The sequence below is a fragment of the Streptomyces sp. NPDC034043 genome, from assembly GCF_055575675.1.
In genome coordinates this window covers 255,939-279,130 of the sequence record NZ_JBVISF010000003.1, presented here as the reverse complement: position 1 = coordinate 279,130, position 23,192 = coordinate 255,939, and the positions used below count along the sequence as shown (strand labels likewise).

General features: G+C 72.4%; 22 protein-coding genes. 11 read left to right on the top strand and 11 right to left on the bottom strand.

The window, feature by feature from the left end; genetic code table 11:
- The first annotated feature begins 5 nt into the window (after positions 1–5).
- Positions 6–368, top strand: coding sequence for a hypothetical protein (locus tag ACZ51S_RS09775; RefSeq protein WP_468885563.1), 363 nt, complete (start codon positions 6–8; stop codon positions 366–368).
- Here the strand turns inward: ACZ51S_RS09775 and ACZ51S_RS09770 are convergent.
- A complete protein-coding gene (locus ACZ51S_RS09770) occupies positions 352–1,527 on the bottom strand; it encodes a DUF418 domain-containing protein (protein WP_468475092.1) in 1,176 nt (391 codons plus the stop codon). The genes ACZ51S_RS09775 and ACZ51S_RS09770 overlap by 17 nt on opposite strands.
- A 146-nt stretch (positions 1,528–1,673) precedes the next feature.
- On the opposite strand from ACZ51S_RS09770, the gene ACZ51S_RS09765 reads away from it, so the two are divergent.
- The gene (locus ACZ51S_RS09765) at positions 1,674–2,381 is read left to right on the top strand and encodes a GntR family transcriptional regulator (RefSeq protein WP_468475091.1); all 708 of its coding nucleotides are present in this window, start codon (positions 1,674–1,676) and stop codon (positions 2,379–2,381) included.
- Positions 2,378–3,739 (top strand): MFS transporter, encoded by a 1,362-nt coding sequence (locus ACZ51S_RS09760; RefSeq protein WP_468960416.1) that lies wholly within the window; start codon positions 2,378–2,380, stop codon positions 3,737–3,739. The genes ACZ51S_RS09765 and ACZ51S_RS09760 overlap by 4 nt, the downstream gene beginning before the upstream one ends.
- 52 nt (positions 3,740–3,791) lie before the next feature.
- On the opposite strand, the gene ACZ51S_RS09755 is transcribed toward ACZ51S_RS09760, so the two are convergent.
- The gene (locus ACZ51S_RS09755; protein WP_468475089.1) at positions 3,792–4,619 is read right to left on the bottom strand and encodes a maleylpyruvate isomerase family mycothiol-dependent enzyme; all 828 of its coding nucleotides are present in this window, start codon (positions 4,617–4,619) and stop codon (positions 3,792–3,794) included.
- Between the two features lie 139 nt (positions 4,620–4,758).
- On the opposite strand from ACZ51S_RS09755, the gene ACZ51S_RS09750 reads away from it, so the two are divergent.
- Entirely contained in the window at positions 4,759–5,556 is a 798-nt protein-coding gene (locus ACZ51S_RS09750; protein ID WP_468475088.1) for a carbon-nitrogen family hydrolase, read from the top strand.
- Positions 5,557–5,591: 35 nt separating this feature from the next.
- Here ACZ51S_RS09750 and ACZ51S_RS09745 read toward each other — a convergent pair whose 3' ends face one another.
- Complete coding sequence (locus tag ACZ51S_RS09745) at positions 5,592–6,110, bottom strand: LURP-one-related/scramblase family protein (RefSeq protein ID WP_468960414.1); 519 nt, start codon at positions 6,108–6,110, stop codon at positions 5,592–5,594.
- 32 nt (positions 6,111–6,142) lie between these two features.
- Here ACZ51S_RS09745 and ACZ51S_RS09740 point away from each other — a divergent pair, with 32 nt between their 5' ends.
- Both ACZ51S_RS09740 and ACZ51S_RS09735 read left to right on the top strand, forming a co-directional pair.
- Positions 6,143–6,958: an ATP-grasp domain-containing protein gene (locus ACZ51S_RS09740; protein WP_468475086.1), complete on the top strand. Its 816-nt coding sequence runs from the start codon at positions 6,143–6,145 to the stop codon at positions 6,956–6,958.
- A gap of 55 nt (positions 6,959–7,013) precedes the next feature.
- The gene (locus ACZ51S_RS09735) at positions 7,014–8,852 is read left to right on the top strand and encodes an NHL domain-containing thioredoxin family protein (RefSeq protein ID WP_468475085.1); all 1,839 of its coding nucleotides are present in this window, start codon (positions 7,014–7,016) and stop codon (positions 8,850–8,852) included.
- A gap of 54 nt (positions 8,853–8,906) precedes the next feature.
- On the opposite strand, the gene ACZ51S_RS09730 is transcribed toward ACZ51S_RS09735, so the two are convergent.
- The 5 genes from ACZ51S_RS09730 to ACZ51S_RS09710 form a co-directional block, all read right to left on the bottom strand.
- Entirely contained in the window at positions 8,907–10,199 is a 1,293-nt protein-coding gene (locus ACZ51S_RS09730) for a M18 family aminopeptidase (protein WP_468475084.1), read from the bottom strand.
- A gap of 101 nt (positions 10,200–10,300) precedes the next feature.
- Entirely contained in the window at positions 10,301–11,035 is a 735-nt protein-coding gene (locus ACZ51S_RS09725) for a hypothetical protein (RefSeq protein WP_388933037.1), read from the bottom strand.
- A 133-nt stretch (positions 11,036–11,168) separates the two neighbouring features.
- Positions 11,169–12,995 (bottom strand): acyl-CoA dehydrogenase, encoded by a 1,827-nt coding sequence (locus ACZ51S_RS09720; protein ID WP_468960571.1) that lies wholly within the window; start codon positions 12,993–12,995, stop codon positions 11,169–11,171.
- A 94-nt stretch (positions 12,996–13,089) separates the two neighbouring features.
- Positions 13,090–13,482, bottom strand: a complete 393-nt coding sequence (locus tag ACZ51S_RS09715) for an ATP-binding protein (RefSeq protein WP_468960411.1) — start codon at positions 13,480–13,482, stop codon at positions 13,090–13,092.
- Positions 13,479–13,685: a hypothetical protein gene (locus ACZ51S_RS09710; protein WP_468960409.1), complete on the bottom strand. Its 207-nt coding sequence runs from the start codon at positions 13,683–13,685 to the stop codon at positions 13,479–13,481. Before ACZ51S_RS09710 ends, ACZ51S_RS09715 begins: the two co-directional genes overlap by 4 nt.
- Before the next feature lie 120 nt (positions 13,686–13,805).
- On the opposite strand from ACZ51S_RS09710, the gene ACZ51S_RS09705 reads away from it, so the two are divergent.
- From ACZ51S_RS09705 to ACZ51S_RS09695, 3 genes are read left to right on the top strand one after another with little or no spacing between them, the layout of a single operon-like run.
- On the top strand, positions 13,806–14,657 hold the full coding sequence (locus tag ACZ51S_RS09705; protein WP_468475080.1) for a helix-turn-helix domain-containing protein: 852 nt from the start codon (positions 13,806–13,808) through the stop codon (positions 14,655–14,657).
- Positions 14,638–14,844, top strand: coding sequence for a DUF397 domain-containing protein (locus ACZ51S_RS09700; protein WP_468475079.1), 207 nt, complete (start codon positions 14,638–14,640; stop codon positions 14,842–14,844). Before ACZ51S_RS09705 ends, ACZ51S_RS09700 begins: the two co-directional genes overlap by 20 nt.
- Before the next feature lie 48 nt (positions 14,845–14,892).
- Positions 14,893–15,360: an SseB family protein gene (locus tag ACZ51S_RS09695; protein ID WP_468475078.1), complete on the top strand. Its 468-nt coding sequence runs from the start codon at positions 14,893–14,895 to the stop codon at positions 15,358–15,360.
- Between the two features lie 53 nt (positions 15,361–15,413).
- Here ACZ51S_RS09695 and ACZ51S_RS09690 read toward each other — a convergent pair whose 3' ends face one another.
- Positions 15,414–15,830 carry a hypothetical protein gene (locus ACZ51S_RS09690; RefSeq protein WP_468960407.1) on the bottom strand — a complete coding sequence of 139 codons (417 nt, stop codon included), beginning with the start codon at positions 15,828–15,830 and terminating at the stop codon, positions 15,414–15,416.
- Between the two features lie 181 nt (positions 15,831–16,011).
- On the opposite strand from ACZ51S_RS09690, the gene ACZ51S_RS09685 reads away from it, so the two are divergent.
- Positions 16,012–17,016 carry a pirin family protein gene (locus tag ACZ51S_RS09685; protein ID WP_468960405.1) on the top strand — a complete coding sequence of 335 codons (1,005 nt, stop codon included), beginning with the start codon at positions 16,012–16,014 and terminating at the stop codon, positions 17,014–17,016.
- A 34-nt stretch (positions 17,017–17,050) separates the two neighbouring features.
- Here the strand turns inward: ACZ51S_RS09685 and ACZ51S_RS09680 are convergent, their stop codons facing one another.
- Entirely contained in the window at positions 17,051–19,294 is a 2,244-nt protein-coding gene (locus ACZ51S_RS09680; RefSeq protein ID WP_468960569.1) for a SpoIIE family protein phosphatase, read from the bottom strand.
- A gap of 147 nt (positions 19,295–19,441) precedes the next feature.
- Between ACZ51S_RS09680 and aspS the strand changes: the two genes are divergently transcribed.
- A complete protein-coding gene (gene aspS, locus ACZ51S_RS09675; RefSeq protein WP_467885636.1) occupies positions 19,442–21,259 on the top strand; it encodes an aspartate--tRNA ligase in 1,818 nt (605 codons plus the stop codon).
- A 269-nt stretch (positions 21,260–21,528) separates the two neighbouring features.
- Here aspS and ACZ51S_RS09670 read toward each other — a convergent pair whose 3' ends face one another.
- On the bottom strand, positions 21,529–23,136 hold the full coding sequence (locus ACZ51S_RS09670; RefSeq protein WP_468960403.1) for a VWA domain-containing protein: 1,608 nt from the start codon (positions 23,134–23,136) through the stop codon (positions 21,529–21,531).
- Positions 23,137–23,192: the final 56 nt, after the last annotated feature.

The following is a 23,192-nucleotide window of genomic DNA, read 5'->3' as shown; positions in this document are numbered from 1 at the left end:
AGCCGGTGGAAGTACGCGGGATCACCCTCGCCGCGGGAGAGTCGTACGAGCTGCGGCTCACCGGGCGCGGGGCGCGCGGGTACGTGTGGACCTGGCAGGTCACCGGCAACGCCGACGCCGTCTCCGTCACGGAAGTGCCCGAGGTGCCCGAGGTGCCGGAGGTGCCCGAAGGGCCACGGGCGGCGGTGGTTCCGGACCCGCCCGCGGCCGTCCCGCCCGGTGCTCCGCTGGTCCGGACGTACGCCGTACGGGGCCGCCGCCCCGGCGGGCGGGCCCGGATCCGCTTCGCGCAGATCCGCCCGCCCTACCCGCAGGAGGCCCCGTACGACGAGTTCGTGCTGGACGTCGAGGTCACCGGCGCGGCCTGAGCGCCCAGTGCTGTACGGCCTCCAGCGGGCCCCGGTCGAAGTACCGCAGCCAGAGCCGGGACGCGGCGACCAGGGTCAGGCTCACCGCCGCCCACAGGCCCATCACCCACCAGGGCCCGCTCCCGGCGAACCGTCCGGCCAGCCCCAGCCCGAAGCCGTAGCAGAGCAGTACGCACAGCAGGTTCTGGCCGACGTAGCAGGACAGGGCGGTGCGCCCGACCGAGCCGAGGGCGCCCGCGCCGGGGACGGCGAAGCGGTCGAGGGCCCGGCCGATCAGGCCGATGTACCCGACGGCGACCAGCGGGGCGATGGCGTAGCGGCCCAGGACGAAGAAGTCGGTGCCGCCCAGCGCGGCGGCGATGCCCAGCGGCAGTCCGAGGCCGAGTCCCCAGGCGGCCATCCGGCCCCGGATCCGGCGCCCGCCGGCGGTCGGGCCGAAGGCGCCGGCGCGGTGGAGCCGGACACCGAGGAGGAAGAGGAACACCAGCAGCCCGAAGGTGAAGACGGGTTCGATGCGCAGGGCGAGGGCGTTGTCGAGCCGGAAGCCGATCTGCTGGGCCCAGCTGCCGTGCGCGTACAGCCGCACGGCCCGGGGGTCCACGGTCCCGGGGGAGTCCGGCGTGACCACGTACCCGAGCGTCAGCAAGCCGACCAGGGCCAGGTGCACCCCGGCCGCGACCCACATCGCGACCCGCCGCACCCGCTCGGAGCGGGCCAGCAGCCAGGCCACCAGCAGCGCGGTGACGGCGTACCCCATCAGCACGTCCCAGGCGAAGACCAGGACGAAGTGGACGGTCCCCTCGATGAAGAGGAACGCGGCCCGCCGCGGGTAGCGGCCGGGCCACCGCTCGCCCCGGCGGGCGGCGGAGTCGTACTGGATGGCCAGGCCCACCCCGAAGAGGATCGTCAGCAGGGAGAGGAACTTCCCGTCGGCCAGGAAGCGGAAGACGGTTTCGGCAACGGTGGCGGCGGAGGGATCGTCGATCGGGTCGGGCAGGTCCAGGCCGCCCTGGAGGACGCCCCACTCGGAGCCGGGCGAGGCGAAGATCCACACGTTGGTCATGAGGGTGCCGAGGATGGCGGCGCCGCGCAGGACGTCGAGCAGGGGCAGGCGGGCAGCGGTCGTGTCCGCCCGGGATGCGAGGAGGGTGTCGGCCATGTCCCCAGCGTCCCGGGGGCGAGGGCCCGGTTCGTCCTGCCGGTGGAGGAACGCGGGCTACATCCTTCGGTGCAGCCGTGGGCCGCCGGCGTCCACATCGCGGACGGGGCAGATCGTTGTGTCCTTCATGTATCTATCCTGTGCGCATGCCCTCAGCCACCCGCGCCACCACGGCCGCCGACCGCGTCTACCGGCACGTCAAGCAGGGTGTGCTGGACCGCCGTTACGAAGGCGGGATCCTCCTCACCGAGGGCGAGCTCGCCGGTGCGGTCGGCGTCTCCCGCACCCCGGTCCGCGAGGCCCTGCTGAGGCTGGAGACCGAGGGCCTGCTGAGGCTGTACCCGAAGAAGGGCGCGCTGGTGCTGCCGGTCTCCGCGCAGGAGATCGCCGACGTGGTCGAGACCCGGCTGCTCGTCGAGGAGTTCACCGTACGCAGGGCCGTGCCGGCCCCGCCCGCCTTGCTGGAGCGGCTCGCGGAACTGCTGGAGGAGCTGCGCCGGTGCGCGGCCCGGGGCGACCTCGCGGCGATGACCACCGCCGACCGGTGCTTCCACGCCGAGATCGTCCGCAACGCCGGGAACGAGATCCTCAGCCGGCTCTACGACCAGCTCCGCGACCGGCAGCTGCGGATGGGCGCGGCCCTGCTGCACGCGCACCCCGAGCGGGTGGAGCGCACCCTGGACGAGCACGCGGAGGTCCTGGACGCCCTGCGCGCCGGGGACGCGGAGGCCGCCGCCGCGGCGGTACGCCGCCACGTGGGCCGGGTCGGGGCGCTGGTGCGGGGCTTCGACGGCCGTGACGCCGGTGACGGCCGCGACGGCCGTGACGGCCGTGACGGCGGTGGGGAGCGATGACCGGCGATCCGCGCGGCGGCCGCACGGCCGTCGCCGTCTGGTGCATCGGCGTCGCCGTCTACTTCGTCGCCGTCATCTTCCGCACCAGCCTCGGCGTGGCCGGCCTGGAGGCGGCGGACCGCTTCCACGTCAACGCCTCCGCCCTCTCCGCCTTCTCCCTGCTCCAGCTGCTGCTCTACGCGGGCATGCAGGTCCCCGTCGGCCTGATGGTGGACCGGCTCGGCACCAAGAAGGTGCTGACGCTGGGCGCCGTCCTCTTCACCGCCGGGCAGCTCGGCTTCGCCCTCTCCCCGTCGTACGGCATGGCGCTGGCCGCCCGCGCCCTGCTGGGCTGCGGTGACGCGATGACCTTCATATCCGTGCTGCGGCTCGGCACCCGCTGGTTCCCCGCCCGACGCGCTCCGGTGATGGGGCAGCTGGCCGGGCTGGTGGGGATGGCCGGCAACCTGGTCTCCACCCTGGTGCTGGCGCCCGTCCTGCACGGCCTCGGCTGGGTGCCCGCCTTCGCGGGCAGCGCGGTGGCGGGGCTGATCGTCCTCGTCCCCCTCGTCCTGTTCCTGCGCGACCACCCCGAGGGGCACGGGCCCGCGCCCGTCAGCCCGGGCACGGGGGGCTTCGTACGCCGCCAGATCCGGGAATCGTGGCGGGAGCCCGGCACCCGCCTCGGCCTGTGGGTGCACTTCACCACCCAGTTCCCAGCGATGGTCTTCCTGCTGCTGTGGGGCATGCCGTTCCTGGTCGAGGCGCAGGGACTGCCGCGGACCACCGCGGGCGGGCTGCTGACCCTGGTCGTCGCCTCGAACATGGCCTTCGGCCTGGTCTACGGTCAGCTCATCGGACGCCGCCCGGCCGCGCGCCTCCCGCTGGCGCTGGGCACGGTCGGCGTCACGGCACTGCTGTGGGCGTCGGTCCTGGCGTACCCCGGCGACCGGGCGCCGATGTGGCTGCTGGTCACCCTGTGCGTGGTGCTCGGCACCTGCGGACCCGCTTCGATGATCGGCTTCGACTTCGCCCGGCCCGCGAACCCGGCCGAACGCCAGGGCACCGCGTCCGGGATCACCAACATGGGCGGCTTCCTCGCCTCCATGACCACCCTGCTGGCGGTCGGCATCCTGCTCGACGCCACCGGCGACGACTACCGGACCGCCTTCTCGTCGGTGTTCGTGGTGGAGCTGCTCGGCCTCACCCAGATCCTGCGCCTGTACCGGAGGGCCCTCGCCCGGGAACGCGAAGCCTCCGCCCGGGAACGCGAAGCCTCCGCCCCGGAACGCGACGCCCCGGAACGCGAAGCCCCCGGTCCCGCGGCGCCGCCGGCCGGGGAGAGCTGCCGGAAGTCCGTCCGGCCGACGCCCCGCTGACCCCGCGGGCGTGCGCCTCCGCCCGGCCGCGTACTCCCGGCCCCACCGGGTCCTACGGGGTCACGGCGAAGGACCGGAGGATGGCGGCGGCCAGCTCGGTGTCGCCCTCCACCTTGACCCGGTCGGCGACCGCGCGCGGCCGGACCCGGCCCGCGGCCAGCCGTACGTACGTCTCCCAGTCCATGGCCAGCGACACCGCCGGGCCCAGCGAGGGGGTCTGGTCGAGGGTGGCGCGGCCCGCCGCGTCGACCCGTACCGTCCGCAGGAACTCCACCGGCCCGTGCACGTCGATGACGACCGCCGAGTCCGGCGGCGCGCCCGCGCCCTTCGCGACCACCTTCGGCAGCCCCGCCAGCAGGATGTCCCGCGCCACGAACGCGCCCGGCGAATCCCAGTTCCCCGGCACGCCCAGCGCGGCCCGCAGGTCCTGCTCGTGGATCCAGGTGTCGAAGGCCCGCAGCCGCAGCGCGAACTCCAGCGTGATCTGGTTGCCCTGCGGCCCGCGCACCATCGTCGTGGCCGGATCCCGCTTCTCGTTCCGCAGCTGGCGCTGGCGCCGGATGACCGTGTACTCCAGCTCCGAGGTCATCTCCGGGGCGGTGTGGTGGCGGCGGACGTCGACCGGTACCTCCATGTACCGGGTGAACTCGTCCACCACGTGCCGCAGGTCGCGCGGCAGCGTGTGGATCGGCCGGGGATCGCCGAGCATTTCCAGCTCAAGGCCGATGATGTGGGACACGACGTCGCGCACGGACCATCCCGGGCAGGGCGTCGGAAGGTTCCACCGGGCCTCCGGGAGGGGGAGGACCAGCTCGGTTATCGCCTCGATGGAGTGGGTCCACGCGTCGGCATAGGGCTCAAGGCTGGGATGGACGGTCAACGGGACCCCTCGCTGGCTGTTCAGTGGCGCGTTGTGGACTATTCCCAAAAGTACGCTGCCGATGAGCACCCCGGCAGCGCTTTCGTGTGACGATCGTAGGCCTTGAGTTGACCGGCTGACATGCCAGGACGGTGGTAGCGTGCGCGCCTCGCTGATTCAAATCGCGGTGAACGAAGCGGAGTCGGTGGCTTCCCGGCGCCAGCGGGCCGCCGATCTCGTACGGGAGCAGAGCGGCTCCGATCTCGTGGTGCTGCCGGAACTGTGGACCGTGGGCGCCTTCGCCTACGAGCAGTTCGAGACGGAGGCAGAACCGCTGGACGGCCCGACGTACGAGGCCATGTCCAAGGCCGCGCGCGACGCCGGGGTCTGGCTGCACGCCGGGTCGGTCGTGGAGCGCGCCGGTGACGGCTCGCTCTACAACACCGCCCTCGTGCTGTCCCCGTCCGGTGAGCTCGCCGCCACCTACCGCAAGATCCACCGCTTCGGCTTCGACCAGGGCGAGGCGGTCCTGATGTCCGCCGGCGACACCCTGACCACGGTGACCCTGCCGGAGCAGACCCTCGGCCTCGCCACCTGCTACGACCTCCGCTTCCCGGAGCTGTTCCGCGGCCTCGTCGACGCCGGCGCCACCACGATGGTCGTCGCCGCCGGCTGGCCGGCCCGGCGGCGCGAGCACTGGACCCTGCTGAACCGGGCGCGGGCGGTGGAGGACCAGGCGTACGTACTGGCCTGCGCGACGGCCGGTACGCACGCGGGCGTGGAACAGGCCGGGCACAGCCTCGTCGTGGACCCCTGGGGCGAGGTGCTGGCCGAGGCGGGCCCGGGCGAGGCCGTCCTGACGGTGGACCTCGACCCGGCGAAGGTGGCCGCCACCCGGGAGCAGTTCCCCGCCCTGAAGGACCGCGCCCTGGGCCTCCACCCCCCGGTCCGCCCGTAACCCGGGGGCGGTGGCGGACCTCGGGAACTCCCGGCTCAGCCGTCGGGGGTCCCGTCCCCGCCGCTCTCCTCCCGTTCCTTTTCGGCCATCCTGATCACGCACACGGCGAGCGCCACCAGCAGCGCCGCGTCCGCGTCCTCCCGGACCACGTCCACGGCGTACGTCTCGCGGATCCGGTACCACTGGCGGGAGACCAGCGCGAGCAGCTCGCCCTCGTACTCGACCTTGAACTCGCGGTCCAGGATCCGCCCGCTGACGTCGAGTTCCGTGCCCTCGGCCATGGTCACGCGGAAGTGGTTGCGCAGCAGCGACAGCCGCTTGCGCCGGATCACCGCGAGGCGCCGGCCGTCCCGCTCCAGGGTCATCGCGTCCCGCAGGGTGAAGAGCTTCTCCCGCAGGGTGAGCAGGATCCGCCCGTCGGGGTCCTTCAGCTCCAGGGTGTCGCGGAAGCGCAGTGCCTTCCCGTCGACGAGGAAGGCGTGCCGGCCCTCCTCGTCCTCGATGCAGTAGTCGTCCCCGATGGCCAGCAGTTTGTCCCGAACGAGGTATTTCATGTGCTGATCGCTGCCCGGGATAGCTTGACCCCATGCCCACCACGCGTCTCCTCTACGTGACCGACCTGGCCTACCCCGCGCGCGGCCGCCGCTACGGCGACGAGGACGTCTTCCTCACCGCCCGCCTGCGCGAACACTTCCGCTTGGCCCTGTGCCACCCGCTGGACGCGGAGGCCCTGATGCCCGGCTTCGACGCCGTCGTCATCCGCAACAGCGGCCCGGTCCTGGGCTACCGGCAGGCCTACGACGCGTTCCGCGCGGCCGCGCTCGCCACCGGGACCCGTGTCTACAACCCGCTCACCGGGCGGGGCGACATGGCCGGCAAGCAGTACCTCCTCGACCTGACGGCCGCCGGGCTCCCGGTCATCCCGACCGTCGACGACCCCGCCCACCTGGACCGCCTGCCGAGCACCGGCACGTACGCGGTCAAGCCCAAGCAGGGCGCCGACTCCATCGGCCTCACCTTCACGGCCACCCCGTCCGGCCCGGCGGGGGAGATCCTCATCCAGCCGCGGATCGACTTCGCGTACGAGGTGTCCTTCTACTTCGTCGACGACGCCTTCCAGTACGCCCTCCACGCCCCGGACCCCGCCCGCCGCTGGGAGCTCACCCCCTACGAGCCGACCCGCGAGGACCTGGCGTTCGCCCGCCGCTTCATCGACTGGAACACCCTCGACCACGGCATCCAGCGCGTGGACGCCTGCCGCGCCCCGTCCGGTGAACTGCTGCTGGTCGAGCTGGAGGACCTGAACCCGTACCTCTCCCTGGACCTGCTCCCGCAGCACACCCGCGACTCCTTCGTGGACTCCCTGATCACCTCCCTGGACTCCTTCCTCACAACCCCCTGACCCGTTCCGCGGGGCTCGGCTGCGGTGGTCGACGGGCGGCTGGCAAGCTTGAAGGATGAACGATGCTGCTCCGGCGCCCACCCCCGCGCCCGCACCCCGCAAGCGTGCCCGTGTCCGTGCCCCCGAGCTGATCGGCAAGGGCGGCTGGCTGAACACCGGAGGCAAGGAACTCACCCTCGCCGACCTGCGCGGCCGCGTTGTGATCTTGGATTTTTGGACGTTCTGCTGCATCAACTGCCTCCACGTCCTCGACGAGCTGCGGGAGCTGGAGGAGAAGCACCGGGACACCGTGGTGATCATCGGGGTGCACTCGCCGAAGTTCGTCCACGAGGCCGATCACGCCGCCGTCGTCGACGCCGTCGAGCGGTACCAGGTCCACCACCCCGTGCTCGACGACCCCGAGCTCGCCACCTGGAAGCAGTACGCCGTGCGGGCCTGGCCCACGCTCGTGGTGATCGACCCCGAGGGGTACGTCGTCGCGCAGCACGCCGGTGAGGGGCACGCGCACGCCATCGCGCGGCTCGTCGAGGAGCTGGAGGCCGAGCACGAGGCGAAGGGGACCCTGCGGCGTGGGGACGGGCCGTACGTGGCGCCCGAGCCCGTGGCCACCGACCTGCGGTTCCCCGGCAAGGCGCTCGTGCTGCCCTCGGGGAACCTGCTGGTCTCCGACTCGACGCGGCACCAGCTCGTGGAGCTGGCCGCCGACGGGGAGAGCGTCGTACGCCGCATCGGCAGCGGCGAGCGCGGTTTCGGGCCGGACGCCTTCAGCGAGCCGCAGGGACTCGCGCTGCTGCCCGACGGGCGGGTCGTGGTCGCCGACACCGTCAACCACGCGCTGCGCGTCTTCGACCCCGGGACGGGGACCGTCGAGACCGTCGCCGGGACCGGACGGCAGTGGTGGCAGGGATCCCCGGCCTCCGGGCCGGCGCTGGAGGTGGACCTGTCCTCGCCGTGGGACGTCGCCTGGTGGCAGGGCAGGGTCTGGATCGCCATGGCCGGCGTGCACCAGCTGTGGACCTGGGACCCGGAGACGGGGACCGTCGCGGTCGCCGCCGGGACCACGAACGAGGGGCTCGTCGACGGGCCCGCCGCCGAGGCCTGGTTCGCGCAGCCGTCCGGGCTCGCGGCCGCCGGGGACCGGTTGTGGATCGCCGACTCCGAGACCAGCGCCCTGCGGTACGTGGAGCGCGAGGGGGACGGGTACGCGGTGCGGTCCGCCGTCGGCACCGGACTGTTCGACTTCGGGCACCGGGACGGGGACGCCGGGCAGGCGCTGCTCCAGCACCCGCTCGGGGTGACCGCCCTGCCGGACGGTTCGGTCGCGGTGTGCGACACGTACAACCACGCCCTGCGCCGCTACGACCCCGCGACCGGGCAGGTCTCCACCCTCGCCACCGACCTGCGCGAGCCCAGCGACGCCGTCCTGGTGGGCGAGGACATCGTGGTGGTGGAGTCCGCGCGGCACCGGCTGACGCGGCTGCGGCTCCCGGAGGAGGCCGTACGGGTCGACGCCGTCGCGCACCGCACGCAGCGCGCCGCGACCGAGGTGGCGCCCGGCACGCTCCGCCTCGACGTGGTGTTCCAGGCCCCGGCCGGCCAGAAGCTGGACACCCGTTACGGGCCGTCCACCCGGCTGCTGGTGTCCTCGACGCCGCCGGAGCTGCTGGCGGAGGGCGAGGGCGCCGGCACGGACCTGTTCCGGGACCTGGTGCTGGACCCCGCCGTCACCGAAGGGGTGCTGCACGTGTCGGCGATGGCCGCGTCCTGCGACGACGACCCGGAGAACGAGTACCCGGCCTGCCACGTCCACCAGCAGGACTGGGGCGTCCCGGTCGTCGTCACGGCCGCCGGCGCCGCCCGCCTGCCGCTGGTGCTGGCGGGCATGGACGCCTGACGGCGCGTCGGCCGGCGGCCCGTCGGCCCGTCCCGCGGGCGCTTCCCGGGGGGCTCAGCCCTCCAGGAAGGCCAGCAGGGCGTTGGCGAGGAGGAACGGGTCGTCGGAGCCGCACAGTTCGCGGGCCGAGTGCATCGACAGGATCGCGACGCCGATGTCCACGGTCTGGATCCCGTGGCGGGCGGCGGTGATCGGGCCGATCGTGGTGCCGCACGGCATGGAGTTGTTGGAGACGAACGTCTGCCACGGCACCCCGGCCCGCTCGCAGGCCGCGGCGAACACCGCGCGGCCGCTGCCGTCGGTGGCGTAGCGCTGGTTGACGTTGACCTTCAGGATGGGGCCGCCGTTGGCGCGCGGGTGGTGCGAAGGGTCGTGCCGCTCCCCGTAGTTGGGGTGGACGGCGTGCCCGGTGTCCGAGGAGAGGCAGATGGTGCCGGCGAAGGCGCGGGCCTTGTCCTCGTACGATCCGCCGCGCGCGAAGACTGAACGTTCCAGCACGTTGCCCAGCAGGGGGCCGTCGGCGCCGGTGTCCGACTGGGAGCCGTTCTCCTCGTGGTCGAAGGCGGCCAGGACCGGGATGTGGTCCAGGCCCTCGGAGGCGGAGACGGCGGCGAGCGCCGCGACGCCGGCGTGCACCGACAGCAGGTTGTCCATGCGCGGCCCGGCCAGCAGTTCGCGGTCGCGGCCCAGGTAGGCGGGCGGCTCGATCGAGTGGACCATCAGGTCCCAGCCGGCCACGGAGCCCTGGGGCAGCTCCTCTTCCTCCTCCAGGAAGGAGATCAGGTCGCCCTCGCGGGCCTCGCCCAGACCCCAGACCGGCTGCATGTGCCGCTGCTTGTCGAGCTTGAGTCCGTCCGTGTTGACCGACCGGTCGAGGTGCACGGCGAGCTGCGGGACGCGCAGCAGCGCGCGGTCCACGTTCACCAGGCGCTCGGTGCCGTCGCGCAGGGTCAGCCGCCCGGCGAGGCCGAGGTCGCGGTCCAGCCAGGTGTTGAGCAGGGTGCCGCCGTAGATCTCCACCGCGATCTGGCGCCAGCCCTGCGAGCCGGTGTCCGGTACGGGCTTCACCCGCAGGTTGGGGGAGTCGGTGTGCGCGCCGATGATCCGGAAGGGGGTGTGCGCGGCCGCGCCGTCGGGCACGTACCAGGCGATGAGCGCGCCGCCGCGCAGGACGAACCGGCCTCCCGTGCCCGAGTCCCAGGCGTCCGATTCCGACAACTGCCTGAAGCCCGCCTTTTCCAGCCGCTCCGCCGCGTTCGCCACGGCGTGGTACGGCGACGGACTGGCCGTCAGGAAGGTCATCAGATCGTCGGTGTGGCCGCGGTCGAAGCGGGCGGGAGAGCTCATGTGGTTCACCTTAACGACGGTCGTGTTCGTCATGGCCGGGCAGCGGCGGATGGCCGAAAGGACGAGGACCGCGGGGGGATTGCCCCGTGGTCCCGTCGTTCTCAGCCCGGCGGACGTTCGAATCTGCGCTGCAGTTGTCTGCGCTCGCCCCGGCGGATGCGCGGAAGCATCTCGGGGGTCTGCGGCGGGCGCTGCGCGCGTCTTTTGCGTCCGGCGCAGAAGATACAGGCCTCGCCGGGAGGGGCATCGGGGTCGATGGGTGCGCCGGGGTGCTCGGAGCATCCGGAGGCGTTGCGCGGCCGGGACAGTTCGCGGGCCACGATGAAGGCCCGGTGGAGGTCGTCGGCGATGCGTACGAAGTCCTGGTCGGGGGAGCCGAGCGTCAGGTGGAAGCGCTGCTCGTCGATCACGCGCAGGTAGTGGCGCAGGACGTCGAGGGTGTACGGGGGCTCGGGGACCGGGTACCCGAGGCGCCGCTGTTCGCCGGCGGGGGCGGGGCCGGCGGCCCGGCCGCCCTGGAGGCGCCGGCCGAGGCGGCGGCGGTCGTTGCAGATGAGGCAGCGGCCCCAGCCCTCGGGCGCCTCGGGGTCGAGGGCGCCGTTGGGGTGCTCGGGGCAGCCGGTGTAGCTCTTGGCGGGGGCCAGGCCGGCGGCCGTCTGGAAGGCGACGTAGAGGGCGTCGGCCACGGGGTCGTACTCGGCGGGGTGGGCGCCGTCGTAGAGGTCCTTGATCCTGTCGCCGAGCGCGCCCACGTTCGCTTGCAGCTCCTTGAGGGCGTACGGCCGCCCGGTGGGGACGGAATACCCCCTGCTGCTGTGCTGCTCCTGTGGACTCATGTCTACGAGCGTCCCATGAACCACCGACAACGCCGAAACGGCCCGACGGCAGTGGCCGGACCCTCCGCGGGGAGGGTCCGGCCACTGTGCGTACGTACACCGCGTACGGCTGTGTCCGGCGGGGCGGTGTGCCTTAGAAGGCGGCCTCGTCGAGCTCCATGAGGGAGTTGTCGACGGCCTCGGCCAGCGCGCGCTGGACCGAGACGCCGGGCAGCACCTGGCCGGCGAAGAACTTCGCGGCGGCGATCTTGCCGGTGTAGAAGGGGACGTCCTTGGCGGAGGCGCCCTCCAGCTTCTCGGCGGCCACGGCCGCGCCCTTGAGCAGCAGGTATCCGACGACGACGTCACCGGAGGCCATCAGCAGGCGGGTGGTGTTCTGGCCGACCTTGTAGATGTTCTTGACGTCCTCGCCGGTGGCGGTGAGGTCGACGATCATCTGGCCGACGATGGCCTCGAGGTCGACGGCGGCCTTGGCGAGGGCGTCTCGGGCGGGGGCGAGGTCCTCGCCGCCGGGGCCCTCGGCGAGGAACTTCTTGATCGTCTCGGAGAGGGTGTTCAGCGAGGCGCCCTGGTCGCGGACGATCTTCCGGAAGAAGAAGTCCTGGCCCTGGATGGCCGTGGTGCCCTCGTAGAGGGTGTCGATCTTCGCGTCGCGGATGTACTGCTCGATCGGGTACTCCTGCAGGTAGCCGGAGCCGCCGAAGGTCTGCAGGGACTGGGCGAGCTGCTCGTAGGACTTCTCCGAGCCGTAGCCCTTGACGATCGGCAGGAGCAGGTCGTTCAGGCCGATCTCGGCGGAGGCGTCCTCGCCGGCGGCCTGCTTGACGGCGATCTCGTCCTGGACGGAGGCCGTGTAGAGCACCAGGGCGCGCATGCCCTCGGCGTAGGCCTTCTGCGTCATGAGCGAGCGGCGCACGTCGGGGTGGTGCGTGATGGTGACCTTGGGCGCGGTCTTGTCCATGAAGTTCGCGAGGTCCGGGCCCTGCACGCGCTCCTTGGCGTACTCCAGGGCGTTCAGGTAGCCGGTCGAGAGCGTCGCGATGGCCTTCGTGCCGACCATCATGCGGGCGAACTCGATGATCATGAACATCTGGCGGATGCCGTCGTGCTTGTCACCGATCAGCCAGCCCTTGGCGGGGTGCTGGTCGCCGAAGGTCATCTCGCACGTGTTGGAGGCCTTGAGGCCCATCTTGTGCTCGACGTTGGTGGCGTAGACGCCGTTGCGCTCGCCCAGCTCGCCGGTCTCCCAGTCGAAGTGGAACTTCGGGACGAGGAAGAGCGACAGGCCCTTGGTGCCGGGGCCGTGGCCCTCGGGGCGGGCGAGGACGTAGTGGAGGATGTTCTCCTCCATGTCGTGCTCACCGGACGTGATGAAGCGCTTCACGCCCTCGATGTGCCAGGAGCCGTCCTCCTGCGGCACGGCCTTGGTGCGGCCGGCGCCCACGTCCGAGCCGGCGTCCGGCTCGGTGAGGACCATGGTGGAGCCCCAGCGCTTCTCGACGGCGATCTGCGCGATGCGCTTCTGGGCCTCGTTGCCCTCCTCGTGGAGGACGCCCGCGAAGGCCGGGCCGGAGGAGTACATCCACACGGCCGGGTTGGAGCCGAGGAGCAGTTCCGCGTACGCCCAGATGAGGGAGCGGGGCGAGGTGGTGCCGCCGATCTCCTCGGGCAGGCCCAGGCGCCAGTACTCCGAGTCCATGAAGGCCTCGTAGCTCTTCTTGAAGGAGGCCGGCACGGGGGCGGTGTTGGTGGCCGGGTCGAAGACCGGCGGGTTGCGGTCGGCGTCCGCGAAGGACTCCGCGAGCTCGTTCTCCGCGAGGCGGGCGATCTCGGACAGGATGCTCTTGGCGGTCTCGGTGTCCATCTCACCGAACGGGCCGGTGCCGTACAGCTTGTCGCGTCCGAGCACCTCGAAGAGGTTGAACTCGATGTCGCGGAGATTCGACTTGTAGTGCCCCATGGCGACGGCTCCGTTAAGGCTCGGGGAGACAGGTTCCTCGTACATACCAATCGGTAACGTAATGATGCTACCCGCGAGTAATAAGGCGCAACCCCTACGGCCCGGAGTGTGACGGCTCTCTCGGCAGCTCGCACCACACGGTCTTGCCGCCCCGCCCCCGGCTCACCCCCCACCGCAGCGACACGGCGGCCAGCAGGGCCAGCCCGCGACCGGACTCCTCCGTGTCGCAGGCCTGCCGCGGCAGGGGCCGGGTGCGCGGATCGGGGTCGGTGAGCTCGACCCGCGTACGGGTTGCCCTTCCGCTGCCGCTGATCCGCAGGGTGACCGGCGTGCCTTCGCCGAGGTGGGCGATCACGTTGGCCAGCAGCTCGCTGACGCAGAGTTCCGCGTCGGGGGACGCCTCGGCCCCGAGGTGCTCGCGCACGGCGTGCCGGAGCATGCCGGCGGCCTTGGGGGCGGCGAGCAGCCGGATGGTCAGGTCGCTCACCGCTCGTCCAGGGCGGCCGTCAGGAGCCGCGCGGTGGCGACGTTGCAGTTGCCGAGGGTGATGAGGGGTGGGGTGCGGTGGCTACTGGCGTAGGAGGGGAGGTGGAGGTCGAGGGAGGGGAGGGTGATCCCGTGCGCGGCGAGGGCTGCGCGGAGGCGGCTGAGGGCGTCGAGGGCCTCGCGGTCGGCGGCGTGGTTGCTCATGGGGATTCCGTTCCGGTGTGGACTGACTGTGACGAACCGCTCACAGCGTGACGTCGCGCGGCGTAGCTTGGGAAGGGTTTCCGATTGCGCTGGGCAAGTGGCAAATGGCGGTGGTGGGTTGTGCCCTCTCGTAAGGACCCCGACGCGTCGGCGAACGTGCCGTCCTTCTACGGCGCCGAGCTGCGCTTCAAGCGGGAGGCGGCGGGGCTGACGCTGGAGCAGCTGGCGGACGGCAGCTTCAGAGGCGTTCCGTTCCTGAGCCAGATCGAGCGCGGCGAGCGCCGGATGCCGGTGGATCTGGCCCGGCACGTGGACGCGAAGCTGGGGACGGACGGCTTTTTCGAGCGCCGCTGTGAAGATGCGCGCAAGGCGAAGCAGTCCGGGCACGCGGAGTACTTCGCGGACGTGGCGGAGATGGAGCCGTTCGCGGAGACCATCGAGGAGTGGGCCCCGATGCTGGTGCCGGGGCTGCTCCAGACAGAGGCGTATGCGTCGGCCGTGATCCGGGCAGGGATGCCTTGGCTGCCCCCGGAAACCGTCAACAAGCAGATTGCCGCACGCATCAAGCGTGCAGCGCTCTGGGAGAAGGACGACCACCCGGCGTTTTGGGTGATCCTCGATGAGTCGCTGATCCGCAGGCCGCTCCTGGCGGCGGACGCGATGGCAAAGCAGCTGGCCTACATCGGGCAAGTGGTTCGGGCGTCGCGAAGCGTTCTGCAAGTCCTTCCGGAAAAGGCGGCAGCCCACCCGCTCATGATGGGCATGATCAAGGTCATGGCCTTTCCGGACGCGCCACCGCTCGTGTACACCGAAGGTCTGCACAGCGGGCAACTCATCGACTATCCGGCGCTCGTGAAGGACTACCGCAGGTCGTACGATCTGCTCAGGGCTGCCGCGCTGTCACCTGAGGCGTCCCTGGCGATGATCGACGCAGCTGCAGAGGACTTCCGACATGGCAAGCACCGACATTGACTTGACGTCCGCCTTGTGGCGCAAGAGCAGCTACAGCAACGCAAGCGGCGGGGATTGTGTCGAGGTGGCCGACGGGGTCACCGGGATCGTGCCCGTCCGGGACTCCAAGGTCGAGGACGGGCCCGTCCTCGTGGTGTCGGCGGCGGCCTGGGCGCCGTTCGTCGCCGCCCTCAAGGGTGGCCTCTGACCGGAACTCGGGGACGGGCCGGGCCCCGCCCTCGGTAGGCTTCGGCGCATGTACGGCTACGACCAGACTCCGGGCGCCCAGCAGCAGCAGTACGCGCCGCCGCAGCCCCCGCCGCAACAGGGCTACGCGCAGCAGCCGCCGCTGTACCCCGAGCCGTCGCCGCCCTCGCTCGCGGACGCGGTCCGGGCCTTCACCACCGGGCAGCTCGCCGCCGAGGACTTCCAGCAGATCTTCGCGACCTCAAAGGTCTACTGCCCGCGCGGCGAGACCCCCGGGTTCCTGGCGCTGCACAACACGCAGCACCCGGTCATCCCGATGTTCACCACGCTCAAGGAGCTCCGCCGGTACGCCGGCAAGGAGTCCAAGTACTTCGTGATCACCGGCGCCGAGGTGATCGACCTGCTGCCGACCGGGTACGGCTTCGTCCTCGACATGGAGGGCGACCACCGGATGGTGTTCGACGCGAAGGCCGTCGAGCAGATGGTCGACTTCGCCATGCGCCGCATGTACGGCTGACGTCGCCGTAGCCCGCCGGGGGGCGGGCGCCCCCCGTTCGGTCCGCCCCCGCGCTACCGCCCGCCGCGCAGCCGCCACAGGATGATGCCCGCGGCCGTCGCCGCCAGGGCCGCCAGGCCGTACGCGTACAGCAGGGCCGGGTCCGGGCGGTGCGCCAGCGAGAGGCGGATGCCGGCGAACACCGGCACGGCGACCAGGCTCCAGCGGCCGTCGTAGTCGATCCCGGACGTGGCCCACTGCAGGAGCAGGGAGGCCACGAAGGTCAGCGCCGCCCACGCGATCAGGTAGGGCCAGGGCGAGCCCGGCAGGGGTTCCATCGGCAGTCCGGTGGCCGCCCAGCGGTGGGCGGCGTACCCGGCGGCCGTCATCGCCGCCGTCATGGCCGTGGCCCGGGCGAGGGCGCGCAGCCACGCGGGCGGGTTCCATCGCCGCCCGGGGGCGGCCTCGGTGTCGGGGGTGCTGGTCTCCATGCCCTGTCAGACCGCGCCACGGCCTCCTGTGGTTGTCAGGTACGGGCAAAAATCCTCGGTTCGCGGGACATGCGGCCGGAAGTGATCGCTACGGGAATGCGCGGGCCGGGCGCGCCGTTCCCTGTGGCATGGCAGAAAGTTCGAGTTTCAACTAAACTCGAAGCAGAAGGAGGTCCTGACCATGCCCGCAGTGACTGTTGAGAACCCGTTGACCCTTCCGCGCGTGGCCGAGCCGCAGACGGCCGCCGCCCGCAAGGTGCTCGCCGTGACCACGGCTCCGGGGGGATTCGAGGGCGAGGGCTTCCCGGTGCGCCGCGCCTTCGCGGGGATCAACTACCAGTACCTCGACCCGTTCATCATGATGGACCAGATGGGCGAGGTGGAGTACGCGCCCGGCGAGCCCAAGGGCACCCCGTGGCACCCGCACCGCGGCTTCGAGACCGTCACCTACCTGCTCGACGGGACCTTCGTCCACCAGGACAGCAACGGCGGCGGCGGAGTCATCAACGACGGCGACACCCAGTGGATGACCGCCGGCTCCGGCCTCCTGCACATCGAGGCCCCGCCGGAGCACCTCGTCGTCAGCGGCGGGCTCTTCCACGGCCTCCAGCTGTGGGTGAACCTCCCCGCCTGCGACAAGATGATGCCCCCGCGCTACCAGGACATCGGCGGCGGCAAGGTCAAGCTGCTGACCACCCCCGACGGCGGCGCGCTGCTCCGCGTCATCGCCGGTGAGCTGGGCGGCCACGAGGGCCCCGGCATCACCCACACGCCGATCACGATGGTCCACGCGACCGTCACCCCGGGCGCGCAGCTCACCCTGCCGTGGCGCGAGGACTTCAACGCCCTCGCGTACGTCATGGCCGGGCGCGGGTCGGTGGGCACCGACCGCAGGCCGGTCCACACCGGGCAGACGGCCGTCTTCGGCGAGGGCGGCTCCCTCACCGTGCGGGCGGACGAGTCCCAGGACTCCCACACCCCGGACCTGGAGATCGTCCTGCTCGGCGGCCGGCCGATCCGGGAGCCGATGGCGCACTACGGGCCGTTCGTCATGAACACCCGGCACGAACTCCAGCAGGCCTTCGACGACTTCCAGGCGGGCCGGCTGGGCCGGATCCCCACCACCGCCCGGACCGGCCTGGGCCACCGCGGGGCGGGCGCGGCCGACCCGGAGGAGACGGCCTGAGGCCTCCGGCCTCCGGGGAGCCGCGGCGCCGGGCCTACCCGGCCGCCGCGGCGTCGTCCCCGGCCGGGGAGCCGTCGGCCGGCTTGGAGCGCTCGTACAGCTCGAACCAGATCGACTTGCCGGCGCCCCTGGGGTCGACGCCCCAGGTGTCGGCCAGCATCTCCATCAGCAGCACCCCGCGCCCGCTGGAGGCCATCTCGCCGGGGTGCCGCTTGTGCGGCAGCTCGTCGCTGCCGTCGGCGACCTCCACGCGCAGCCGGCGGGTGCCCAGCTCGCCGGCCGCCTCCGCGACCAGCAGCGCGTCGCCGTCGGTGTGCACCAGCACGTTCGTCACCATTTCCGAGACCATCAGCTCGGCCGAGTCCACCTGCTCCGGGTCCGCCCAGTCGTGCAGCAGCTCCCGGACCTGCCGGCGGGCGCCCGCGATCCGCTCCGGTTCCGCCTGCGCCACGGTCAGCACCGTGCGCCGGGCGGGCCGTACGGGGTGCGGCACGTCCGTCCCGCAGCCGCGGCCCGCGCCCTCGCGGCAGAGCAGCACCACGGCTATGTCGTCCTCGCGGCGGTCGGCCAGCGGTCCCGTGGTGTGGTGCGAGGAGGGCCCGTGCACGGCCTGGACGAGCAGGTCGGCGAGGCGCTCCAGGTGGCCGGCCGTGAGTCCGGCGCCACCGGACGCGCCGGCCCCGTACGTCTCCGCGTCGGCCTCCAGGACCGCCCGCAGCCGCGCCCAGCCGGTGTCGAGGTCGTGGCCGCCGGTCTCGATGAGCCCGTCGGTGCACAGCATCATCGTTTCGCCGGGCTCCAGGGTGAACCGGGTCGTCGGATAGTCGGTGTCGGGGACGATCCCGAGCGGCAGTCCGCCGGCCGTCGGCCGCATCAGGACGGTGCCGTCCGTCATCCGGACCACCGGATCGGGGTGCCCGGCGCGGGCCACCTCCAGCGTGCCGGTCCCCGGGTCGCACTCCACGTACAGGCAGGTCGCGAAGCGGGGGCTGAGGTAGTCGGGCTCGCCGCCCGGGCCGCGTCCACCGGCCTCCGCCTCGCCCTCCTGCTCCTGCGAGGAGCAGAGCCCGGCCAGGAAGCGGGAGGCCCGGGAGAGCACCGCGTCCGGCCGGTGGCCCTCGGACGCGTAGGCCCGTACGGCGATCCGCAGCTGGCCCATCAGCCCGGCGGCCCGTACGTCGTGCCCCTGGACGTCGCCGATGACCAGCGCGAACCGGCCCGAGGGCAGCGGGATCATGTCGTACCAGTCGCCGCCGACCTGGAGCCCCCCGCCGGTGGGCACGTAGCGCGCCGCGAGCGTCATACCGGGGATCTCCGGCCCGAGCTGCGGCATCATCGACCGCTGCAGCCCGGTGGTGAGCTCCCGCTCGGACTCGGCGACGCCGGCCCGCTGGAGGGCCTGCGCCAGCATCCGGGCGACCGTCGTCAGCACGGACCGTTCGTCGGGGGAGAAGGTCACCGGCTGCTTGAAGGCGGCCATCCAGGCACCCATGGTCCGCCCGGCCACGATCAGGGGCAGGAAGGCCCAGGAGCTCCGGCCGAAGGGCCGGGCCAGCGGCCAGGTGACGGGGAAGCGCCGCTCGTAGTCCTCCGGTGTGGGCAGGTAGATCGCCCGGCCGGTACGGACGACCTCCGCGGCCGGGTAGCCGGTCGCCAGGCCCATGTCGGTGAAGGGGGCCTCGTCGCCGGGGTCGTGCCCGTGGTGGCCGATGACCGACAGCCGGTCGCCCTCCACCCCGAAGACGGCCAGACCGTCGGGGCTGAAGCCCGGCATGGACAGCGAGGCCGCCACCCGCAGCACCTCGGCCGTGGACCGCGCCTCGGCGAGCGCCCGGCCGGCGTCGAGGAGGAAGGCCTCCCGGGAGCGCCGCCAGTCGCCGGTGATCGGGGTGTGGGCGGCGGTGGTGCCGGGCTGCGGCTCGGCGATCTCCTGGATGGTGCCGATCAGCTCGTAGTCGAGGCGGCCGTCGGGCGTACGGTTCTCCACGGGTTTGGAGCGGCTGCGCACGGTGCGCAGTACGCGCCCGTCCTCGTCCATGATCCGCAGCCGTGCCTCGGCGAGGGTGCCCTCGGCGACGGCGAGGTTCACGATGCCGTTGATCTCGTTCCAGTCGACCGGGTGGAAGCGCGAGCGCGCGGCGGCCTCGGGCAGGACGACGGGCTCGGCGGGCAGCCCGAGCAGCCGGGCGGCCTCGCTGTCGAGGGTGACCGTCCCGGAGGCGTTGTCCCATCGCCACAGGCCCGTCGCGATGGCGGCCAGGACGTCCTCGGTGCGCACCCGGTCATCTTTACAGGTCATCGCACGGGCCTGCCTGTTCAGGACCCTCTCAGGACCCTCTCCGGGCACGCCCGCGCGGTGCCCGGCCCGGGCGGTAACCTTGGGAGGGTTGAATCCACCCTGGTATCGCGTAGAACTGGATGACTGATGCATCGGTACAGGTCCCACACGTGCGGCGAGCTCCGTGCCTCTGACGTCGGCACCGACGTCCGGCTGAGCGGCTGGCTGCACAATCGTCGAGACCTGGGCGGCATCCTCTTCATCGATCTGCGCGACCACTACGGCATCACGCAGCTCGTCGCCCGCCCCGGCACCGCCGCCGCCGACGTCCTGGACAAGCTGTCCAAGGAGACGGTCGTCCGCGTCGACGGCAAGGTCGTCTCACGCGGCACCGAGAACGTCAACCCCGACCTGCCGACGGGTGAGATCGAGATCGAGGCCGCCGAGGTCGAGGTGCTCGGCGCGGCCGGCCCGCTGCCCTTCACGATCAACACCGACGACGGTGTGAACGAGGAGCGCCGTCTGGAGTACCGCTTCCTCGACCTGCGCCGCGAGCGCATGCACCGCAACATCATGCTGCGCTCGGCGGTCATCGCGTCCATCCGCTCGAAGATGGTGGCCCTCGGCTTCAACGAGATGGCGACCCCGATCCTCACCGCGACCTCCCCCGAGGGCGCCCGTGACTTCGTCGTCCCGTCCCGCCTGAACCCGGGCAAGTTCTACGCCCTGCCCCAGGCCCCGCAGCAGTTCAAGCAGCTGTTGATGATCTCCGGCTTCGACCGCTACTTCCAGATCGCGCCCTGCTTCCGCGACGAGGACGCCCGCGCGGACCGCTCGCCGGGCGAGTTCTACCAGCTCGACGTGGAGATGTCCTTCGTCGAGCAGGAGGACGTCTTCCAGCCGATCGAGAAGCTGATGACCGAGCTCTTCACCGAGTTCGGCGGCGGCCGCCCGGTCACCTCGCCGTTCCCGCGGATCCCGTTCCGCGAGTCGATGCTGAAGTACGGCAACGACAAGCCCGACCTGCGCGCCAAGCTGGAGCTCGTCGACATCACCGACGTGTTCGAGGGCTCGGAGTTCAAGGCGTTCGCCGGCAAGCACGTGCGTGCACTGGCCGTCCCGGACACCGCGGGCCAGCCGCGCAAGTTCTTCGACGGTCTCGGCGAGTACGCGATCTCGCTGGGCGCCAAGGGCCTGGCGTGGGTCCGCGTGGGCGAGGACGGTTCGCTGACCGGCCCGATCGCCAAGTTCCTCACCGAGGAGAACGTCAAGGTCCTCGGCGAGCGTCTGGGCCTGGCGCCCGGGCACGCGGTGTTCTTCGGCGCGGGCGAGTTCGACGAGGTTTCCAAGATCATGGGCCCGGTCCGGGTCGAGGCCGCCAAGCGAGCCGGCCAGTTCGAGGAGAACGTCTTCCGCTTCTGCTGGATCGTCGACTTCCCGATGTACGAGAAGGACGAGGAGACCGGCAAGATCGACTTCTCGCACAACCCCTTCTCCATGCCCCAGGGCGGCATGAAGGACCTGGAGGAGAAGGACCCGCTCGACATCCTGGCCTGGCAGTACGACATCGTCTGCAACGGCATCGAGCTGTCCTCCGGCGCCATCCGCAACCACGAGCCCGAGGTCATGCTGAAGGCCTTCGAGATCGCCGGTTACGAGGCCGAGACCGTCGAGCGCGAGTTCGCGGGCATGCTGCGCGCCTTCCGCCTCGGCGCCCCGCCGCACGGGGGCATCGCCCCGGGCGTCGACCGCATCGTGATGCTGCTGGCCGACGAGCCGAACATCCGCGAGACCATCGCCTTCCCGCTCAACGGCAACGCCCAGGACCTGATGATGGGCGCCCCGACGGTGCTGGAGGAGTCCCGCCTGCGCGAGCTGAACATCGCCCTGCGCAAGCCGGTCGAGACGAAGGCGGCCGACGCCAAGCCGGTCGCGGAGGCCGTCCACCCGGACGCCGCGCGCTAGGCCCTGTCGTCAAAAGTCCCGCCTGGCCCGCGGCCCCCGGCACCGCACCTCGCCGCGTTGTCGGGGCACCCAAGTACGTCCAGTACTCGGGCGCCCCTCCGCCTTGCGATGCACGGCACCGGACGCCGCAGGCCTGACCGGCGCTACTTTGACGACAGGACCTAGGCAGACCTGTCGCAGCCGCTCCTGTAGCGGGAAGGGCCCGGGATCCGAGGATCCCGGGCCCTTCGTTCTGCCTTCGTTCTCCGCCTTCGTTCTGACCGCCGCGGTCAGAACCGTTCGAGGACGCCCTTGAGGAGGGCGGCGGAGGTCAGCTCCGCGGGGGCCGGGCCGGCGTGGAAGAAGCCGGCGTTCTCGGCGTCCAGCTTGCGCAGGAAGTCGAAGGCCTTCGCGTCGTGGTCGCCGAACGCGACGAACTGCCAGTGGACGCCGGGGGCGGCGGCCGCCGCGTCGGCGATCGCCTGCCGGGCGGGACGGACGTTGTCGGGCGCGCCGTCGGTCTGGAACACGACCAGGGCCGGGCCCGTGCCGCCGTCCTTCCGGTAGCGCTCGACCACGGCCTCGACGGCGACGTGGTAGCTGGTGCGGCCCATCCGTCCCAGCTCGGCGTGGCGGGCCTCCACCCAGTTCGCGTCGTGCGCGTCGAGGGTCAGCTCGGCGGTGCCGTCCAGCTCGGTGGAGAAGAACACCGTGTGGACGGTGGCCTCCTCGTCCAGGTGCGCGGCCAGGGCGAGGGCGTGGTCCGCGAGGTACTGGGCGCTGCCGTCCTTGTAGAAGCCGCGCATGGAGCCGGACCGGTCCAGTACGAGGTACACCTTCGCGCGGGCCCCGGCCTTCCCCTTGGCCCGCAGCACCTGCCCGGCGGCCTTGTACGCCCCGGCGATCCCGGCGGCCCGCCGCCGTACCGCTGCCGCGGCGATGGCGGGCCCCTGCTCCGGCTGCTCGGGGTCCGGCTGCTCCGTTGCTCCGGCGGCGACCGGGTCCGCGGCGCCGGGCTCCGGCTCGGCGGCGACGGCCGCCTCGGGCTCGGCGGCGGGCGCCTCCTGGGCCTGCGGCGCGGCGTCCTGGGGCTCGGGCTCGGCCTCGGCGGCGGGCTCGGGCTGGGGCGCGGGCTCGGGCTCGGCGGCGGCTTCGGCGGTGACCGGCTTGGCCTCGGCCTCGGCGGGCTCGGCTTCGGCGGTGGCGGCCTCGGGCTCGGCGGCGGTGGCCTCCGGCTCGGGCTCGGCGGCGGCTTCGGCGGTGACCGGCTTGGCCTCCGCCTCGGCGGGCTCGGCTTCGGCGGTGGCGGCCTCGGGCTCGGCGGCGGTGGCCTCCGGCTCGGCCTCGGCGACGGCTTCAGCGGCAGCCGGCTCGACCTCGGCTTCGGCGGCAGCCGGCTCGGCCTCGACGACGGGCTCGGCCTTGGCCTCGGCCTCGACGACGGCGGGTTCGGCCTCGGCGGCAGCCGGCTCGGTCTTGGCCTCGGCCTCAACGGCATCGGGCTCCGCCTCGGCGGCGGGGGCGTCCTGCGCCCCGGCCCCGGCTCCGGCGGGCTCGGCGTCCGCGGACGCGGCCGGTTCGGCAGGGGTGTCGGGGGTCGTGGGACCCCCGGCGCCCTCCGGGGCCGCCGGAGGCACGGGGCGGCGGGCCTCCGGGACCGTGGGGTCCGCCGTCGGCGCCGGGGCGGCGGTGAGCAGCGTGCCCGGCTCGCGGTCGCGGGGCGCGGACTGCGGCGGGACGGTCGGGTTGTCGAAGGACGCCGCCACCAGTTCGGCCGCCACGTCCAGGGGGGTGCGTTCGGCCTGGCTCGGGACGGCCGCCGAAGGGGCGTCGGACGTCTCGGGGACCGGCTCCTCGGTCCGTCCGAACACCTTGCGCAACAAGCTCCGAATACCCATGGGCCAGGCCTTTCGCATGAGTGCGTGCGTCATTTGTCCGTGCTGCGCGGTTGATC